21 protein-coding genes are annotated in these 19,481 nt (G+C 36.8%); 1 reads left to right on the forward strand and 20 read right to left on the reverse strand.

Annotated features, from left to right (window positions below):
- Positions 1–7: 7 nt before the first annotated feature.
- From BUE84_RS03025 to BUE84_RS03110, 19 genes are all read right to left on the reverse strand, one after another.
- Positions 8–859 (reverse strand): DUF4280 domain-containing protein, encoded by an 852-nt coding sequence (locus BUE84_RS03025; protein WP_079240443.1) that lies wholly within the window; start codon positions 857–859, stop codon positions 8–10.
- Positions 831–1,889: a hypothetical protein gene (locus BUE84_RS03030; RefSeq protein ID WP_079240444.1), complete on the reverse strand. Its 1,059-nt coding sequence runs from the start codon at positions 1,887–1,889 to the stop codon at positions 831–833. Before BUE84_RS03030 ends, BUE84_RS03025 begins: the two co-directional genes overlap by 29 nt.
- Before the next feature lie 155 nt (positions 1,890–2,044).
- Entirely contained in the window at positions 2,045–3,424 is a 1,380-nt protein-coding gene (locus tag BUE84_RS03035; protein WP_079240445.1) for an NADH-quinone oxidoreductase subunit N, read from the reverse strand.
- 16 nt (positions 3,425–3,440) lie between these two features.
- A complete protein-coding gene (locus tag BUE84_RS03040) occupies positions 3,441–4,934 on the reverse strand; it encodes a NuoM family protein (protein WP_079240446.1) in 1,494 nt (497 codons plus the stop codon).
- A 2-nt stretch (positions 4,935–4,936) separates the two neighbouring features.
- Complete coding sequence (gene nuoL, locus BUE84_RS03045; protein ID WP_079240447.1) at positions 4,937–6,850, reverse strand: NADH-quinone oxidoreductase subunit L; 1,914 nt, start codon at positions 6,848–6,850, stop codon at positions 4,937–4,939.
- 2 nt (positions 6,851–6,852) lie between these two features.
- Positions 6,853–7,182 carry an NADH-quinone oxidoreductase subunit NuoK gene (gene nuoK, locus BUE84_RS03050; RefSeq protein ID WP_047494345.1) on the reverse strand — a complete coding sequence of 110 codons (330 nt, stop codon included), beginning with the start codon at positions 7,180–7,182 and terminating at the stop codon, positions 6,853–6,855.
- Positions 7,183–7,186: 4 nt separating this feature from the next.
- Entirely contained in the window at positions 7,187–7,684 is a 498-nt protein-coding gene (locus BUE84_RS03055) for an NADH-quinone oxidoreductase subunit J (protein ID WP_079240448.1), read from the reverse strand.
- On the reverse strand, positions 7,684–8,241 hold the full coding sequence (locus tag BUE84_RS03060) for a NuoI/complex I 23 kDa subunit family protein (protein ID WP_034693420.1): 558 nt from the start codon (positions 8,239–8,241) through the stop codon (positions 7,684–7,686). Before BUE84_RS03060 ends, BUE84_RS03055 begins: the two co-directional genes overlap by 1 nt.
- 152 nt (positions 8,242–8,393) lie before the next feature.
- Complete coding sequence (nuoH, locus tag BUE84_RS03065; protein WP_079240449.1) at positions 8,394–9,458, reverse strand: NADH-quinone oxidoreductase subunit NuoH; 1,065 nt, start codon at positions 9,456–9,458, stop codon at positions 8,394–8,396.
- A gap of 108 nt (positions 9,459–9,566) precedes the next feature.
- Positions 9,567–10,565, reverse strand: a complete 999-nt coding sequence (locus BUE84_RS03070) for a 2Fe-2S iron-sulfur cluster-binding protein (RefSeq protein ID WP_034693425.1) — start codon at positions 10,563–10,565, stop codon at positions 9,567–9,569.
- Positions 10,566–10,606: 41 nt separating this feature from the next.
- Positions 10,607–11,518 (reverse strand): hypothetical protein, encoded by a 912-nt coding sequence (locus BUE84_RS03075; RefSeq protein WP_185117011.1) that lies wholly within the window; start codon positions 11,516–11,518, stop codon positions 10,607–10,609.
- Between the two features lie 5 nt (positions 11,519–11,523).
- The gene (gene nuoF, locus BUE84_RS03080; RefSeq protein ID WP_079240450.1) at positions 11,524–12,882 is read right to left on the reverse strand and encodes an NADH-quinone oxidoreductase subunit NuoF; all 1,359 of its coding nucleotides are present in this window, start codon (positions 12,880–12,882) and stop codon (positions 11,524–11,526) included.
- 102 nt (positions 12,883–12,984) lie between these two features.
- Positions 12,985–13,494 carry a complex I 24 kDa subunit family protein gene (gene nuoE / locus BUE84_RS03085; protein ID WP_034693429.1) on the reverse strand — a complete coding sequence of 170 codons (510 nt, stop codon included), beginning with the start codon at positions 13,492–13,494 and terminating at the stop codon, positions 12,985–12,987.
- Positions 13,495–13,585: 91 nt separating this feature from the next.
- Positions 13,586–14,809 (reverse strand): NADH dehydrogenase (quinone) subunit D, encoded by a 1,224-nt coding sequence (nuoD, locus tag BUE84_RS03090; protein ID WP_034693431.1) that lies wholly within the window; start codon positions 14,807–14,809, stop codon positions 13,586–13,588.
- 75 nt (positions 14,810–14,884) lie between these two features.
- Positions 14,885–15,379 carry an NADH-quinone oxidoreductase subunit C gene (locus BUE84_RS03095; RefSeq protein ID WP_034693433.1) on the reverse strand — a complete coding sequence of 165 codons (495 nt, stop codon included), beginning with the start codon at positions 15,377–15,379 and terminating at the stop codon, positions 14,885–14,887.
- A gap of 6 nt (positions 15,380–15,385) precedes the next feature.
- On the reverse strand, positions 15,386–15,946 hold the full coding sequence (locus tag BUE84_RS03100; RefSeq protein WP_002983540.1) for an NADH-quinone oxidoreductase subunit B: 561 nt from the start codon (positions 15,944–15,946) through the stop codon (positions 15,386–15,388).
- Between the two features lie 100 nt (positions 15,947–16,046).
- The gene (locus BUE84_RS03105; protein WP_034693436.1) at positions 16,047–16,418 is read right to left on the reverse strand and encodes an NADH-quinone oxidoreductase subunit A; all 372 of its coding nucleotides are present in this window, start codon (positions 16,416–16,418) and stop codon (positions 16,047–16,049) included.
- Between the two features lie 273 nt (positions 16,419–16,691).
- Complete coding sequence (locus tag BUE84_RS24535) at positions 16,692–16,868, reverse strand: hypothetical protein (RefSeq protein WP_167348785.1); 177 nt, start codon at positions 16,866–16,868, stop codon at positions 16,692–16,694.
- Positions 16,869–16,918: 50 nt separating this feature from the next.
- On the reverse strand, positions 16,919–18,046 hold the full coding sequence (locus tag BUE84_RS03110) for a GNAT family N-acetyltransferase (RefSeq protein WP_079240451.1): 1,128 nt from the start codon (positions 18,044–18,046) through the stop codon (positions 16,919–16,921).
- Between the two features lie 104 nt (positions 18,047–18,150).
- On the opposite strand from BUE84_RS03110, the gene BUE84_RS03115 reads away from it, so the two are divergent.
- The gene (locus tag BUE84_RS03115; RefSeq protein ID WP_174525207.1) at positions 18,151–18,861 is read left to right on the forward strand and encodes a zinc metallopeptidase; all 711 of its coding nucleotides are present in this window, start codon (positions 18,151–18,153) and stop codon (positions 18,859–18,861) included.
- On the opposite strand, the gene BUE84_RS03120 is transcribed toward BUE84_RS03115, so the two are convergent.
- Complete coding sequence (locus BUE84_RS03120; protein ID WP_079240452.1) at positions 18,858–19,463, reverse strand: IMPACT family protein; 606 nt, start codon at positions 19,461–19,463, stop codon at positions 18,858–18,860. The genes BUE84_RS03115 and BUE84_RS03120 overlap by 4 nt on opposite strands.
- Between the last annotated feature and the right edge of the window lie 18 nt (positions 19,464–19,481).

Genomic DNA, 19,481 nt, shown 5'->3' on the forward strand with positions numbered 1-19,481 from the left:
TATAATTTTAATGTGCATAACTATTTTCATTATCAATCTCTTCTTTCAGCTCATCAATGTTCACTACGGGATTATAAATATGCTGTTCCTGAGAATCAGCATTGGCAATCTGCGTTTTGCTGATTCCGTTTTGTTGCCCATGCTTCAGGACCGTAATTTTTCCGCCGGTAGTGCACATCAATTCAGAAATTTCTGTTAGACAGCTTTTCCCCATTACCTTCACTTTTTCATAGGTTTTCTGCCATTTTCCTGCAGGAGCATAGGTACAAGGTAGATATCCTCCAGAACTCGGCTTGAGTTTACATTTACCGAAAGGTTGTACAGATGGATCGAATTGTAAATCATCTTCTGTTACAGCCAGATAATCATCTTGATCTTCTGCATTATTCCAGTAATGTTTTTGATGACTTGTCACTTTAAATCTTGGAAATTTGAACCCCTGATTACATTGGCACATACCTTTTTGAATAACGAAATATTTTCCATCATGTTCATTGGTGCCCTTATTTTCCTCTTCAGTCTTCTTAGTCTCTTTTTGATTTTTTGAAGAAGTATTGCCTAACTCTCCCGCAGATGAATCTTCGTTTGAACTTTTATTATTATCAGGATGAGTTTTAGTATTGGTTTTCTGTACATCAGAATTGTTATCTTCGTTCGGTCTGATGATTTTATCATTGGTTAAAAACTGTAGGTCTTCAGGAATACAAATTTGTTTCCCTGCCTTTAATTCTCCATGTATAATAGCATTTTGGGGGCACGAAAGATTGTGAAAAGTTTTTAAATAGTTTTCATCTTTTATATTGAACTTTTGGGCAATATTGGCAAAAGTATCATTGTCCTTTGCGATATAAATTTTCATTTGTTTTTTGTGTTTTTATATTTAAATAGTGTTTATAAAATAATTCATTCCTATGACAGATAAGTACTGAGGCACTTACTTCAACTAATTGTTTAGTAAGTTTATCCGTGAAATAATGTATATATATGCTGGCATTTATATTTTCTTCCTGTTTTTCATTTTCAAAACGAGATCCTTTTATTAATTCCTGAAGACTGCAATTCTCTGCAATTATTCCTTTAATGACTGTTTCAACATATTCTATATTTTCATGAAAATATTCGGCATTAAAATCAAATTTCAATGGAAAAGAATTGTGGTATATTTTGAAACATTCTACCCACCTTGATTTTCTGCTAAACCAATTCATATTGGGAAATAATATTTTATTTAATAAGGTAGAGCTTATCTGTTTTAGAAAATATTTTTCATTTGAGATATTTTCATAAAATAAATCAATATAGGCTTTTGAAGGCGCACCTGTAAAAAAATCTCCGATCGCTGTTTGATTATCTTTAAATTTTTGTACTAAAGTTTCATGATCAGCAAATAAAGATATTTTCCCATCAGGGGATATAATAAAGGGAATAGGAGAAACTGTTTCCATACAAGCTAGCGCAAGTGAGGATATTTTGTCAACCGGTGTGCTGTTATTTTTTTTGACATCTTTTTGTCTCGTTGTGGCAATAACCTGATCTGCTTTCTGCTCTATTTCAATATTAACTTTATAATTAAATGTTAGTTCACTTTTATTGAATTGCTGTATATTTTCTGTGATATTATATTCATCAGCGTGAAACGAAGCTAAATCCTGGACTGAAGGAAGTCTTTTTTGTAATAGGTCTTCATGTTCTTCTTTTGAAATATAGGCTATAGGTATCAAAATAAACTCGACTCCCCTCAGGCTGTCAAACCACAACTTATCCATCTTCCCACAGTTTTGATTATGAAACTCTTTTAGGTCGTGTTTGTTCATATTCATACGAAATGCAATAGAGTTGAGGCTATCACTTGGCTTTACTTTATATTTGATAAAATCTTTTTTCATCATCAATTTTATTTCAAATAATGTAAATCTATAAAATTTTGAAAAGATAAACTGTAGTAATTCTACGATAAGTGATAAATAGATTTTAAAGTTATTATATCAACAAAAAAACCTCCCATTAAATGGAAGGTTTTAATATCATTTATAATAAGGTCGTTTTACAACCCGAACATTCTTGCAAACATATCCGGGAATATCCCAAGGATAACGATCAGGACAATAACAACTACTCCAATGATGTTGTAAGTAAGGGTTACTTTCTCTGATGATTTGAATGTTGATTCTTTAAAGAAGAACATCGCAATGATCAGTCTTAAATAGTAAGCAATAGATAAGGCAGAACCTAAGACTGCTACCAATACTAAGAAAGCCGCACCGTTCATAGCCTGGGAGAATAAAGCAAATTTCCCCATGAAACCAGCTGTTAACGGAACTCCTGCCATGGAAAGCATAGAGATCGTAGCTGCTGTTGCCAGTAAAGGTTCAGTTTTTGCCAATCCTTTGAAGGCTCCGAAAGAAGTTTCTCTCTTTAATTTCTCTACCCAGATCAGACACATGAAAACTCCTACTGTAGATAAAGAATAAGCAAACAAATAGAAGGCAAGGTTATAAGTAGAAAGGCTTGTCATTCCGAAGAATACCAATCCGATATATCCTGCGTGAGATACTGAAGAGTATGCCAACATTCTTTTTGCATTCGTCTGAGCAAGACCCATAACGTTTGCCAAAAGTAATGTAATGATTAAGAATACTCCTAAAACATTGATCCACTCATGAGTTACCCCAGCAAAACCAAGCGTCATTAATCTGAACAGAGCAAAGAATCCGGAGATCTTTACCACACTCGCCATGAAAGCTGTGATTAATGAAGGAGAACCTGCATATACATCAGGACTCCACATGTGGAAAGGTGCCAAAGCTACCTTAAATGCCAATGCACAAAGAATCAGTAATACTCCTAAGATGAACATTACATTCCCTGAATTAGCAACCCCGAAATCGTGGATCTTGTAAAGATCAAAACTTCCTGCACTTCCGTAGATGAACGCAATACCGAACAGTAAGAAACCTGTTGCGAATGCACCCATAAGGAAATATTTAATAGAAGCTTCGTTAGATCTAAGATCTGTTTTATTAGCTCCAGCCATTACATATAATGGAATAGAAAGAATCTCAACTCCTAAGAACATCGTCACCAGGTTCTGGTATCCGAAAAGGATGATCCCTCCACATAATGCAAATAGCATCAATGCATATAATTCTGACTGGTGGCTTCTGTGATTGCTGAAAGCAAAACCTCCCAGAAAGAATAACAATAAAGTTGTTACGATTGATATTTTAGTGAATAATGCAGTATTGTCACTGTACTCATACATATGCTTGTAATGATCGAAAAACGAACATTCCGGCATAAAACTTACGTACAATGCGATGATTAATCCCAAAATCCCAATGTATCTTGCGAATTTTCCTTGTTCAAAAACTCCTGAAAATAACGCAATAACTGCCGTTAGGAAAACAATAATTAAAACACTCATTTCTTAAAATATCAAATTAACTTACCATTGATTGGTAGATAAACTTCACCGAACTACTCACCATGTCGATTACCGGTTGTGGGAAAATACCTAGTAAAATCACAAAAACCGCTAAACTTGCCAATACAGAAAATTCTACCCCTGATAAATCTTTTGCTGTACTTAAAACGGCTTCATCTCCTTCTCCAAACATTGCTTTTCCGTAGAATCTCAATAAATACACCGCACAAAGAATTACCGTAAGACCAGCAATTACTGCTGCTGTTCCGTTAAAATCATATACTGATTTCAACAAAATAAATTCCCCGATGAATCCATTCGTTAATGGAACTCCCATTGAACCTAATATAATGATCAAGAACAATACAGCAAACTTAGGAGCTACTTTAGCTAAACCACCCATTTGTCTGATGTCTCTTGATTTAAATCTCTTGTATAAAATATCACAACAGTAGAATAAACCTACTACGTTGATACCGTGGGCAAATGTCTGTACCAATGCTCCTTCAGCTCCTTCCACATTGAAAGTCCCTCTCAAAGTAACTACTGCAGAAGCAAAGATCCCTGCTACCATTAATCCTACGTGAGAGAAAGAAGAATACGCAATGATTCTCTTCATATCCGTCTGGATGATAGCGATCAAAGCACCGTGAACAATTCCTACAATAGCAAGAATAATTACGATTTGTCCGGAAATTCCTGCAATCGGAAGTGGAGTGATTGGAAGTAAATAACGCATTACCCCATATACAGCCATCTTCAGCATGATCCCTGATAACAACATCGATCCCTGAGTAGGAGAGTAGGTATAGGTATCAGGCTGCCATGTATGGAAAGGGAATACCGGTAATTTCACTGCAAATGCAAAGAAAATAAACCAGAATACCACAGTCTGCTGTACTTCATTCAGTTGTGCATTGTATAAATCTGTTAAAGCGAATGATGCAGAGTGGTTGTACACATAGATCAATCCGGCTAACATAAATAACGATCCAACGAATGTATATACGAAGAATTTCGTAGTGAATTCAAACCTTTTATTCTCTTGTCCCCAAAGTCCGGCAATGAACCAAATTGGAATCAAAGTTACTTCCCAGAAAATGTAGAATAACAATCCGTCTAAAGAAGTGAACACTCCTACAAGTCCGAACTGCATCAACAGAATCAATCCGTAGAATGTATTTCTGTAGTTTACACTTTCGTTGAAAGATGATAAAATAATGATTGGAGCCAGAATATTGGTCAATAATAAAAGAAGCATGCTCATTCCATCGATACCGAAGTGAAGAGAGCTCTTCATAAATTGTGACCATGGATAATTGATCTCATGCTGCAATACGCTGTCTACTGTCGGAGTAAAATCAAAATCCGAAAGTACGTAAAACGTAAGGAGCATTTGTACCAATGCAATTCCAAGCGCCAAATATTTGCTGGAATTATTCTTCCAGGCAAAAACTAATCCCGAACCTACTAGAGGTAATAGTAATAATGTTAATAATAAACAAGACATTATTATTGTAATAAAAAGTTAACAATTAATATAATTCCCACAGCTAAAGACATGATAAGGATATATGTCTCTACATTTCCGTTCTGTACACGCTTCATAGCTTTTCCGCTGTCTTCAGCACCATCACCTACAAAGTTTACAAAACGGTCTAAGATACCCTTATCAAACATTTTTCCTCCGCGTCCTAATCCTTCAACAGTTTTTACAATCAATGCGTTGTAAAGTTCGTCAACGTATAATTTCTTAGCAGAAAGCTTTTCCCATCCGGTATAGTTTTCCTCTGCAACAGCCATCTTTTTCTTACTTACGTAAGTGTTTCTAACGATGAACCATACAGTGAAGAACATCAGGATTGTTGCTGCTAATAATATCATTTCAGTATTGAAAGGTACTCCTGAAAGAGTAGCTTCCATCTGGCTGTAGCTTTGTTCCGTAAGTACCGGCTTTAACCATTCCATCAGTTTAGCATAGTGCCCGTGACCGATGAAGTGTGGCAGGTTGATGAAACCTCCAATTACAGAAAGAATAGCCAATACGATCAATGGTAATGTCATATTTGACGGGCTTTCATGTAAGTGGTGTTTTTGTTCTTCAGTACCTCTGAATTCTCCGTGGAATGTCAGGTAGTATAGTCTGAACATATAAGTTGCAGTCATTGCCGCTAAAACAAATAAGATTACCCAGTAAATAGGGTTTTTAGCGAAAGCTGCTACTAAAATTTCGTCTTTAGAGATCATCCCTGATAATAAAGGGAAACCTGAGATAGCTAATGTTCCGATCAGGAATGTAGCGTGCGTAAGAGGAATATATTTTTTAAGACCTCCCATGAAACGCATATCCTGTTCGTTGCTCATTGCGTGGATTACAGAACCTGCACCCAGGAATAATAAAGCCTTAAAGAATGCGTGCGTCATTACGTGGAACATTGCTGTTGTATACGCTCCAAGACCTAAAGCAATGAACATAAATCCAAGTTGTGAAACTGTAGAATATGCCAATACTTTTTTGATGTCGTTCTGACGTAGCGCATAGAATCCTGCCAAAGCAGCTGTTAAGAATCCGATGAATAAAATTCCTCCCTGTACAGTAGGTGCCAAAGTAAATAAGAAGTTAGATCTTACTACTAAGTAAATACCAGCTGTTACCATCGTTGCCGCGTGGATCAACGCTGATACAGGAGTAGGTCCGGCCATCGCATCCGGTAACCATGTATATAATGGAACCTGAGCAGATTTACCGGTAGCACCGATGAATAAACTCGCTGTGATAAAGATAATCACTGTTCCGTCTAATTCAAATTTTGAAGCGTTTTCTGCTACAGAAAGATAATCTACAGCATTGGTCTGTGAAGCAATCATGAAAATACCGATCAATAACGCAAGGTCACCAATTCTGTTCATGATGAAAGCTTTTCTTGCTGCTTTACCGTATTCTTCGTTAGTGTACCAGAATCCAATCAACAGGTAAGAACAAAGACCTACACCTTCCCATCCGATGAACAGGATAAGGTAGTTGCTTCCCATTACCAAAAGTAACATGGAGAAGATGAAAAGATTCAGATAAGTAAAGAACTTGTAGAACCCTTTATCATGACTCATATATCCGATAGAGTATAAGTGGATCAGTGAACCGATACCCGTAATGATCATTACCATCATTAAAGAAAGCTGATCAATCTGGAATCCAAAATTGATTTGAACTCCATTTACTCTAAACCATTCAAAAGCTTTTACAATAACAGGCTGGCTTTCAGAATTGAAATTCATGAAAATACTTACCGCAATACAGAAAGATCCAAAAACCATCAAAGTAGCCAAAGATCCTACCAATATTTTTGGAAGATTTTTTCCGAATAGCCCGTTAATAAGAAACCCTAAAAGTGGTAAAAGTACTATTGCATATACTAGATTCTCCATTCTTATCCTCTTAATTTATTAAATATACTCACATCTACAGAACGGGTGTTTCTATATAGCATAGCAATAATTGCCAGACCTACTGCTACTTCAGCAGCAGCTACCACCATAATGAAGAAAACTAAAAGCTGCCCGTCGCCATTGCCTTTATATGCTGAAAAAGCTGCCAATAAAAGGTTTACAGAATTCAGCATAAGCTCTACACAGCCCAGAATCACAATAGCATTTTTTCTAAGCAATACTCCCATTACTCCCAAACAGAACAATACTGATGAAAGAATGATGAAGTACTCCAAAGGGATGCTTTGTATAAATGTATTTACTTCTCCCATAATTTTATAAATCTTTTTTACCGATTAATACCGCGCCTACAATACCTGCCAGAATTAGGATGGAAGCAAGCTCAAACGGTAAAACATATTCATTAAACAAAAGTCTACCCAGATTTTTCGTAAGACCAATACCTCTGTCTACATTTTCAACAACAATGTGTTTGTCTTGTACTCCTCTGAAAACTCCTAATACACCTACCAAAAGAAGACCTGCCGTAAAAACTCCAACAAATTTTAAAGTATTGTTCTTTTTACTTTCGTCTTGCTTATTAAGGTTAAGCATCATTAAGATGTAAAGGAAAAGTACCATGATAGCACCTGCGTACACTATAATCTGGATAATTGCCAGGAACTGTGCATTGAGAAGAATGTACATTCCTGCAATTGAAAACATCGTAACAATTAATGACAAAATAGCATAAAGAGGATTTCTTGCAAATACAAAGTAAACAGCACTTGCCACTGCTAAAAACGCCACCAAGAAAAATAAAAACTGATCCATTATTTTACCGCATTTTTTTGTTTCTCGGATTGTCTTGTCGTGATATCAATCCTTTCATTTATTTTTTCAACTAATTTATCTTTTCCGTAAATGAAAGAACCTCTGTTGGTTTCTACGTCTACCAATCTGTCAGTAAGATAGATGGCAGATTTAGGGCAAGCTTCTTCACACATACCACAAAAAATACATCTTAGCATATTGATTTCATATACTGAAGCGTATTTCTCTTCTCTGTAAAGACCTCTTTCCTCTTTAGTTCTTTCAGCAGCAGTCATCGTAATGGCTTCTGCAGGACAAGCTACCGCACAAAGTCCACAAGCTGTACATCTTTCTCTGCCTTCTTCGTCTCTTTTCAAAACGTGCTGACCTCTCCAGATGGTGGTTCTTGGTTTCTGTACTTCCGGATACGAATATACTGCGGGAGCACCCTTTATCACGGTTCTTACAGCATGCTTAAATGTAATCCCCATCCCTGTAAAGATGGCAGGAAGGTAGATTTTTTCAGCAAGGGTCATTTCTTTATTGGAAACAACTTTTGATCTGTTTGTAAGTTTCATTTAATTATAGATATTAGATGTTAGACATTAGATTTTAGACTAATCTTGTCTGTTATCTTAATTATTTAATATTGATGATTGAATATGATATGCTAAAGATAAAACTTTGATTTCATTATCAAATTTTCAAATCAGCTCATTTTCAAATTTTCTTAGTTTGCAAATGCTAAAATTACAGCTCCTGTAATTAATAGGTTTACCAATGCCATTGGGATTAATGTTTTCCATCCTAAGTGCATTAACTGGTCATATCTGAATCTTGGAAGTGTCCATCTGATCCACATAAAAATAAGAATTCCGATTACTGTTTTTGTAAGGAATGCTACGATACTTAAGATACCTGCAGTGTTCTCACCCCAGTTCTGAGTTACCCATTCAATACCAGGATAGTTATAACCTCCAAAGAAAAGAACGACCATAAAAGCATTGGAAATAAACATGTTCACATATTCTCCGAACATATATAATCCTAACTTCATGGAAGAGTATTCTGTAGAGTACCCTGTTACCAATTCAGATTCACATTCAGGTAAATCAAACGGGTGTCTGTTGGTTTCTGCCAAAGCAGCTACAAAGAAAACAAGGAATGCAATCGGCTGGTAGAAAATGTTCCAGTTTAATCCTGAAACCCAAGGAATAACTCCCCATAATTTTCCGGTAGTCTGACTTTCAGTAATTTCTTTTAAATCCAAACTTCCTGACATCATAATGATAGAAAGAAGTGCTAATCCCATCGCCAATTCATAAGAAATCATCTGAGAAGAAGCACGGATAGCACCTAATAATGAGTATTTGTTGTTCGAAGCCCAACCTCCGATCATAATTCCGTAAACCCCGATGGAAGCCATTCCGATGATGAAAAGTACACCAACATCAATGTTAGCAACCTGAAGATCAAAAGAAGTACCTGCAATATTTAAACTTTTACCCCAAGGAATCACAGCTCCTGTAATCAATGAAATAAACATTACCAAAGCTGGCCCTAATACGAAAAGGAATCTTTCTGCATTGGCAGGCGTAAAGTCTTCTTTAAAGAAGAATTTTCCACCGTCAGCAAGAGGCTGCAGCAATCCGAAAGGTCCTGCTCTGTTAGGACCAATTCTATCCTGCATGATAGAGGCTACTTTTCTTTCTGCCCATGTAGAGTAGGCTGCAATCGTAAGCGATAGCAGGAAAAGTGCTAGTACAAGTATAAGTTTAAATGTAAGTAAATCCATTTTTATTTTTATAGATGTTAAAGGTTAGAAGATGGGAGCTGGAAGATGAAAGTTATAGTAATCACATCAACAGAGGCTCTCATTTTCAAATTACCTCATTTTCAAATTTTATTTTTCGTCTTTTTCACTGATTTCTTTAGCCATCGGATTGTCTAAAACTCTTAGCTCATCTTTAGGCTTTTCGTAGTGGTTCAATGAAATTACAGAATGTCTGTCGATATGTCTAGGACCTTCGATGTTCCAGTCTGATAAAGCTTTTCTTTCGAAACGACATGTATCACAGATGAATTCTTCAACTTCACCCCACTGGTCTTTTCTTGCCGTAACTCTTACAATTTCGTCTCCTTTAAACCATACTACAGCTTTTCCAGAACATTTATCACATTTACAAGTAGCATTCATAGGTTTTGTAAACCAAACTCTGCTTGCAAAACGAGCTGTTCTGTCTGTTAATGCTCCTACAGGACAAACGTCGATAACGTTTCCGATGAAGTCATTATCTAAAGCTTTATTTAAATACGTTGAAATTTCAGCGTGATCTCCTCTGAAAAGGATACCGTGTTCTCTTGTTTCTGTAAGCTGATTGGCTGTCAGTACGCATCTTGCGCAAAGAATACAACGGTTCATATTTAATTTGATGTTTGGTCCAAGATCATCAGCTTCGTAAGTATTTCTTTCGAATTCTGTTCTTGTATTTTCCACACCATGCTCATATCCTAAGTCCTGAAGATGACATTCTCCTGCCTGGTCGCAGATAGGGCAGTCCAGCGGGTGGTTTACCAATAGGAATTCGGTAACCGCTTTTCTTCCTTCCTGAGCTTTCTCAGAAGTAAGATTTTTTACTTCCATACCGTCCATTACATTAGTTCTGCAGCTTGCTACTAATTTTGGCATAGGACGAGGATCTGCTTCGGATCCTTTAGAAACTTCTACCAGACAAGTTCTACATCTTCCTCCACTGGTTTCCAACTTGCTGTAGTAGCACATTGCAGGAGGTACAGATTTACCACCGATTTGTCTTGCAGCTTCCAGAATAGAAGTACCAGGCAAAACTTCTGTAGTCTGTCCGTCTATAGTTATTTTGAATTTTTTAACTTCTTCGCTCATATGATATGCTTTAAGCTTTATGCGTTAAGCAATAGGCTTTGTTATTTATATTTCTTTGTATTAAATGTATATCCAATTCCTCCCAGAATCTGTCCGAAAACAAAATCCTGACGTGCTTTGTCCGGCTTATTATTCAACGTGGTTTTAATGTCCCACATATTAATATAACCGGCTTTTCCTTCTAATCTCAGCATCCAGTTTTTCCAGAATACTAAGTTAAGACTGGACCTGATATCAGTTCCCATCCCTGCAACGTGAAAACGGTCACTTCTTTCATTACCAAAAAGCTTTACATTACTTTTCGGAAACATAAATCCGATTCCGGCTCCATAAGACCATACTAAATCTATATTTTTCTTATGAACAAGATTTTTGTATTTCTCAAGACCTAAGTTTTCATAATTAAGTCCATCAGTATGTTCGAAAGTAAGGAACTTCTCATCTGCAAGGTTAACCTGCCCGTTTTGAACCATCGCTGCATATTCAGGATCTGAAATATGTCCTTTGAAACCGACAGTCTGGTTCTGATCCATTACATATTTCATATGGTCTATCCCTAATACCAATGCTAAATTGTCTTTAATGAAATATCCTATTCTGAAATTATACTGTGTTACAGTAAACCAGCTTGGATCAAAATAGACAATTCCGAATTTTGTAGGTCGGTCTTGTGCAGTTACGTTATTCAATTGAAAATCGTATCCGTTTCCGGTAAAATGAATGTCAGAATTACTATAAGCAGCTCTGTTCCATCCATAAAATACGAAAACCTGACCTTTTTTGCTTAGTGGTAAAGGCTTTTCCTTTTTCTCAGCTTTAATCTGCTCTTTCTCACTCACTAAATATGACAAATCCTCTTCTACGGATCTGTTATAAGTTGCAGTATCACTCTTCTTGTTCTGTGCAAATACAAGATTCGACATCATTAAGCCGACAACCAATAATTTTTTCATCTTACCTACGCATTCTTTTCAACAGCCGGGATAGGATCTGCATAATGTGCCAATCCATAATTTTGTGTCTGAGACAATTCAGGGTTTTTCACGTGCCACTCAAATTCATCTCTGAAGTGACGGATTGCTGCTGCAACCGGCCAAGCTGCTGCATCACCCAACGGACAAATCGTGTTTCCTTCGATTTTTCTCTGGATATCCCAAAGCAGATCGATATCTTCCATTTTTCCTTCTCCTTTCTCGATTTTCTTTAAAATCTTGTACATCCATCCCGTTCCTTCACGGCAAGGAGTACATTGTCCACAGCTTTCGTGATTGTAGAATCTCGCTAAAGTCATTGTATGATCTACAATACACTGGTCTTCATCCAAAACGATGAAACCTCCTGAACCCATCATAGTACCGGTAGCAAAACCACCATCTGCCAATGATTCATAGTTCATATATCTTGGCTCTCCGTTCACTGTTCTCAACAATAAATTAGCCGGAACAATCGGAACAGAACTTCCTCCAGGAATACAAGCCTTTAATTTTTTACCATCTTTAATACCACCACAATATTCATCAGAGTAGATGAATTCTTCTACAGTGATCGTCATATCGATTTCGTATACACCTGGTTTGTTGATGTTTCCACAAGCCGAAATCAATTTCGTTCCTGTAGATCTTCCAACACCAATTTTAGCGTATTCAGCACCTGTAATATCAATGATCGGAACAATTGCCGCAATAGATTCAACGTTGTTTACCACCGTTGGTCTCTCCCAAAGACCTTTTACAGCCGGGAATGGCGGTTTTAATCTTGGGTTACCTCTTTTTCCTTCAAGGGATTCAAGCAATGCAGTTTCTTCACCGCAGATATATGCTCCACCACCTCTCTGCACATAGATTTCAAGATCGAAACCAGTTCCTAAAATATTTTTACCTAAAAATCCTGCTGCTTTGGCTTCTTCAATAGCTTCTTCAAGGATATCCGGAATCCATGAATATTCTCCACGGATGTAGATATAAGAAGTATTGGAACCTAAACAGTAAGAAGAAATTAGCATTCCCTCAATCAATAAATGAGGAAGAAACTCCATCAGATATCTGTCCTTGAATGTTCCAGGTTCAGATTCATCCGCATTCACAACAAGGTGTCTTGGAACACCTTCAGGCTTAGCCAAAAAGCTCCATTTCATTCCTGTCGGGAATCCAGCTCCACCACGACCTCTTAGTCCTGAAGCTTTTACTTCTTCAAGAATTTCGTCAGGAGTCATTTTCAAGGCTTTTTCAGCTGCAGTGTAACCTCCCTGTTTGCGGTAAGTCCCAAAGTAGCGAATACCTTCTATATGTGCGTCTTTAAGTAAAAGTTTTTTACTCATTGTTATTTGCTTATTGCAATCGGCTTTTGGCTTCTTGCATTAATTATGATTAAACGTTAAGTGAATAATTTAAAATCTAAAATTTAGAATTTAAAATTTCTATTAGTCTAAAGCAACTTGTCCCTGTCTGCAAAGATCAAGGATTTCATCTACTTTTTCTATCGTTAAATTTTCATGAAAGAACTTTCCTAACTGTAGCATTGGTGCATATCCACATGCTCCAAGACATTCAGCAGGCTTTAATGTGAACATACCGTCTTCAGTAGTTTCTCCATCCTTAATGTTCAGTTTGGTTCTGATATGGTCAAGGATTTTTTCGCTTCCACAAACCATACAAGGTCCTGTTCTGCAAACTTCCAAAACATATTTACCCACCGGCTTCATATTAAACATGGTATAGAAAGTAGCCACTTCATATACTTCGATCGGTTGGATACTTAATAGTCCGGCAACATAATCCATCACAGGAACATCTAACCATCCTCCGAATTCTTTCTGTGCCAGGTGAAGTACAGGAAGAAGAGCAGATTTCTGTCTTCCTTCAGGATATCTTGCGATAATTTTGTGTACCTGTGCTAAACTTTCCGGTTTAAAAGCTATTGTTTCGCTCATTTTTGAAATTTTAGATTTTAGATTTTAAATTCTAAACGAATAACGGTCTAAAATCAATTTATAATTTATAATTCAAAATTTATAATTCCAGTTATGCGTCTAATTCTCCCGCAATAATATTCATACTACACATCGTTACAATGGCATCTGAAATTACAGAACCTGTAATCATTTCAGGGTATGCCTGATAGTAGATGAAGCATGGTCTTCTGAAGTGAAGTCTGTAAGGACTTCTTCCTCCGTCACTCACAAGATAGAAACCTAATTCTCCGTTTCCACCTTCTACAGCATGATAAACTTCTCCTTTAGGGACATCAGTTTCACCCATTACAATTTTGAAATGGTAGATTAATGCTTCCATTTTCTGATATACATCTGCCTTTTCAGGAAGATAGAAATCAGGAACATCCGCGTGGAATGGCCCTTCCGGAAGATTTTCGTATGCTTGTTTGATAATTTTGATTGATTCCCAGATTTCCTGTTGACGAACCATGAAACGGTCGTAAGTATCTCCTGAAGTTCCTACAGGAATAATGAAGTCGAAATCTTCGTATGAGGAATAAGGCTGTGCAACTCTTACATCGTAATCTACACCTGCTGCACGTAAATTTGGACCTGTGAAACCGTAGCTTAATGCTCTCTCGGCAGAAATTGCTCCTGTACCAATGGTTCTGTCCATAAAAATTCTGTTTCTTTCTAATAGTGTACAGAATTCTTTGAATCTTGGTGGGAAAGTTTTTAAGAAGTCTTTCAGCAACTCATGAAACTTAGGAGTGAAATCTCTTTCAAAACCTCCTATTCTTCCCATATTGGTTGTCATTCTGGCTCCGCAGATCTGTTCATACATATCATAAATACGTTCTCTTTCGATGAACATATAAGTAAGACCTGTAATGGCTCCTGAGTCCATTCCGGTTACCCCGTTACAGATCAGGTGGTCACCGATTCTGGCTAGCTCCATCAAGATAACACGCATATAGTCTACACGTTTTGGAACTTCCACGCCAATCAGCTTCTCTACTGTCATGTGCCAACCTAAGTTATTGATGGGTGCAGAACAGTAATTCATACGGTCTGTAAGGGTAGTGATCTGAGAATAGTTTCTTCTTTCAGAAATTTTCTCAAATGCTCTGTGGATGTATCCTACTGTTTGCTCTGCGTGAAGGATTCTTTCTCCGTCCATCGTTAAGATATTCTGGAAAATCCCGTGCGTAGCAGGGTGGGTAGGTCCAAGATTCAGGGTATATAATTGTCCGTCAATCTGTTCCTTACTTTCGTACTGGTTTAGTATATTAGATAATGAGTTATCTTTCATAATTTAAATGCTTTAGGCTATAGGCTCTAGGCTTTAAGCATATCGCTTACTGCTTACTGCTTATTGCATTATTTTTTATCTTCCGAACATGCTATCGTTCTTGTCGGTTCTTGTACCGTCTTCAAGGCGATATTCCTTCAACATTGGGTGGTATCCAAGATCTTCCATATTTAAAATAGGTCTGAGATCCGGGTGTCCTTTAAATTTAATCCCATAGAAATCATACGTTTCTCTTTCCATCCAGTTGGCTCCTGCATATAGCTCTACAAGAGAGTCTACTTCAATATTTTCTCTGGACATAAAGATTTTCAGACGTAATCTGAAATTAGCCATCATATTATGCAAATGGTAGACAACACCAATTTCCTTTTCAGGGAATTCAGGATAATGAATACCACAGATATCCGTAAGGAAATTAAATTCCAGTGATGAATCTTTCAGATAGTGAATGATTTTCTTAATATCTTCTTTCTTCACTTCAATCGTCAGCATTCCATAAGGTTCTGAGCTTGAAATGACAGATTCCGGAAATTCTCTTGTGATGGCTTCTAATACAAATTCGTTTGTCATTTCCGTTTAGTTGCTTATGTTGTAAGAATCTAATAATTTCTGATATTCAGGCATGTCTCTTCTTCTGATGCTTTCGCTTTCCGCAAGAGCCTGTACCTGCATTACGCCTTCAATGATCTGTTCAGGTCTTGGAGGACATCCAGGAACGTAAACGTCTACCGGAATAATTTTATCAATTCCCTGAAGTACAGAATACGTATCAAAAATACCACCGCTGGAAGCACAAGCTCCAACTGCTACAACCCATTTCGGCTCAGCCATCTGAGTGTAAACTTCTTTCAGGACTGGTCCTAATTTCTTTGATATAGTTCCGCAAACCATCAGCATATCTGCTTGTCTTGGAGAGAAAGAGTTTCTTTCCATACCAAATCTTGAAGCATCATAAGTCGGGTTCAGGGTAGCCATAAACTCGATACCACAACAAGAGGTTGCAAAGGGTAACGGCCAAAGTGAAAACTTTCTTGCCATCCCGATTACACTGCTCAGTTTTGTTGCGAAAAACCCTTCTCCTTCATAGCCTTCGGGAGCAGGTGCATCTGTTCTTATTACTGGTTTTTTATCTGACATTTTTAGTAAATATTTAAAGATTAAAATATTTAAAGATTAAAAACAAGACCTTTACAATCTTTAAATTACTTAAATAAAATCAATCTTTTAATGTTAAAATTTATTTATCCCAATCCAGTGCGCCTCGTTTCCAGACATAGAAAAACGCTACGAAGAAGATCGCAACGAATGTAAGCACGGCAAGGAAACCTTCCATACCGAATTCTCTGAAGTTGACAGCGTAAGGATAAAAGAATACGATTTCAATATCGAATAGTACGAACAATACCGCAGTCAGGAAGTACTTGATAGAAAACGGTGTTCTTGCGTTTCCTTCTACAGGAACTCCACATTCCCAGCTTTGGTTTTTTACAGAGTTTCCTTTTTTCTGCTGTGGACCTAAGAAATGTGCTCCAAGCAAAGAAACAGCTACAAATCCTACTGCTACACCAGCCTGGATAAGGATTGGAATATAACTTTCAGGTAAATTCATTTTTGCATTATTATCTCAATTTGCAAATTTAGCGAATAAACAAGAAAGCATGAAATTTATCAGCTTAAAAGTCGGATTAAAATGAGCTAAATCGGTAATTTAGAATCAATAAAAATTAGCTTTTTATGATTATTTTTTTGTGGTGTTTTTCCCCTTTTTTTGTAGTAACTCTGGAAAAATTATATCCCATCATGTACATTGCGGATATTTTGAATTTATTTATTAGGGAATAAAAGCAAGCGATTAAAGGCCCTCTTGGGTTATGTTTATCACTTATTTTTTCATTTTTTTCAAAAGAGTGTAAGCCATAAAGGAAATATATCCAAAAAGAATACTGGCAAAAAGAATATTAATTACTGTATTGGTTTTGTCATCGGGCGACTGAAAAAAAATGTTATAACCGATAAATCCGGCAATTAAAATAGCAAATATAATAAGCTGTGGTTTCATAAAGTTCAAAGTTTGGGTGTGAGTTTACGTTTTACAAAATGCAGTATCAATTATTTGAGTTCCATTGAATACGTTCTTCTTCTTTTATGATTCACCGGATTGTAATCCTGCCACAACAGCTGAATACTTTTGTTTTCTTCCAGTTCCGGATTGGTTTCAAGGTATTTAACACCCTTTTTTCTGAATATGTCCCAGATTTCTTTGAAAATAATTGACGTTACTCCTCTTCTCTGATAATCCGGATGAATTCCGATCAGGTAGAAGTTTGCTCTGTCATTTTTCTTTCCTGCCTGTAAGAAATGCCACCAGCCAAAAGGAAGCAGTTTTCCACCGGACTTCTGCAGGGCTTTGGAATAAGAAGGCATTGTAATAGCGAAAGAGATCAGATTATTGTGCTCATCAGCAATACAAACAATGAAATCTTTATCAATAAGTTTGAAATATTTCTCTTTGTAGGTTTTGCGCTGTTCATCTGAAATTGGAGTATACGTAGAAAGATGTTTGTAAGTCTCATCCAGAAGATCAAACATAGGATCTACATACTGAATAATCTCTTCTTTGTTTTTGAATTTTAAAACTTTCAGCTTGTATTTTTCAGAAATAAGCTGATTAAATTTATGAATTTTGTCCGGTAATGTTTCAGGGAAGATGATTTCAAACTCTACCCATTCCTTTTCCTTAGTCAATCCCAGGTTCTCAAGATGTGTTGGGTAGTAATCACTATTGTAAATTCCTATCATTGTTGCCAGCTGGTCAAAACCTTTGATCAGCATTCCTGCCTTGTCAAGATTGGTGAAGCCCATTGGACCTTCAATCTTGTCAATATTTTTTTCTTTGGCATAATCAACCGCTTTTTGAATCAATGCCTTTGAAACTTCAGCATCATCAATAAAGTCGATCCATCCAAAACGTACTTTTTTAATGCCTAACTCTCTCTCTTCTTTGTGGTTGATCAGAACTGCAATTCTTCCTACAATCTTGTTATTCTTATAAGCCAGAAACTGTTTGGCTTCTGAATATTGAAGCGCAGGATTTTCATCCGCATTCCAAATGTTGATTTCGTCATTGATAAAGGACGGAACATAGTAGGGATTGTTTTTATACAAATCCATCGGAAACCTTACGAATTGCTTGAGCTGACCCGCTGTTTTTACTTCAATAATTGAAACTGTAGACATGTTTTTTGAGAGGAATTAAAGGACAAATATAAATAATAATATCTTATACTTTGGCACAGTTTTTATATGATTATGGGTAAAATTAAACACAAAATTTATATAAAATGGTGGGTTATTATATCATTATTGGTATTTCAATGTTGGTGAGCTGGTGGGTTTCGTCCAGATTGAAATCGAAATTTGAATATTATTCCAATGTACACCTTCGAAATGGTCTTTCGGGGAAAGAAGTAGCGGAAAAGATGTTGAGAGACAACGGAATAAATGATGTTCAGGTCATATCAGTACCCGGACAGTTGACGGACCACTATAATCCGGCAGATAAAACAGTAAACCTTTCTGAAGGCGTTTATATGCAGAGAAACGCAGCAGCAGCGGCAGTAGCAGCTCACGAATGCGGACATGCAGTACAACATGCGGTAGGATATTCTATGTTGAATTTACGTTCAAAACTGGTTCCTATTGTGAATATAAGTTCCAATCTGATGCAGTTTGTCCTTATTGCGGGTATCGCGGTAATGGCTGCATCCAGAACAATTGAGAATCCAAATGGAAATACAACTGTGCTGGCAATCGGAGTTGCAATGTTTGCGATGACCACACTTTTTGCTTTTGTAACACTTCCAGTGGAATACGATGCGAGTAACAGAGCGATGAAGTGGCTTAAAGATACCGGAACGGTAACTGCAGAAGAATTTGTTGGAGTACAGGATAGTTTGAAATGGGCTGCAAGAACTTATGTGGTAGCCGCATTAGGTTCTCTGGCACAACTTCTTTACTGGGGATCTTTGCTTCTTGGTGGAAGAAGGGATTAATCATTAAATTCAAATGAAACATATTGCATCTCGGAAAGCTTTTCTGAGATGCTTTCTTTTTGTGCCAGTTTCAAGGATGCGGTGAGAATACAGTTTTCATCAGCATCGAAATTCAAAACTTTAGCATCAAATTTAGAAAGTAGGGTGAAAATAGTATTCTGCTGATTGAAGTTAAATTGAATTTCTACTTCTGTTTCTAATTCTCTGGTAATAATACTTGTTTCCTCCAATGTAATCTTCGCAGATTCTTTATAAGTTTTTACAAGTCCGGAAACTCCCAGTTTGGTTCCTCCATAATAACGGACAACAATGACAAGAACATTCGTGATTTCATTAGCCAAAAGCTGGTTGTAAATAGGTAAACCGGCACTTCCGGAAGGTTCACCATCATCATTGGCGCGATAGTTTTCCCCATTTAATCCCATTCTGAAAGCATAGCAGTGATGAGTAGCTTTCGGATGTTCTTCCCTTATCTTTTCCAGCGCACTCTTTAATTCTTTTTCATTGGTTACCGGGTAAGCAAATCCGATAAACTTGCTTCCTTTTTCTTTTAAAAGTGTATTTTCTATGGGTTTTTCTATGGTTTTGTATTCAAACGTCATCAGAGTAGCTGCTTTGTT

This window comes from Chryseobacterium indologenes (genome assembly GCF_002025665.1).
Classification (GTDB): domain Bacteria; phylum Bacteroidota; class Bacteroidia; order Flavobacteriales; family Weeksellaceae; genus Chryseobacterium; species Chryseobacterium metallicongregator.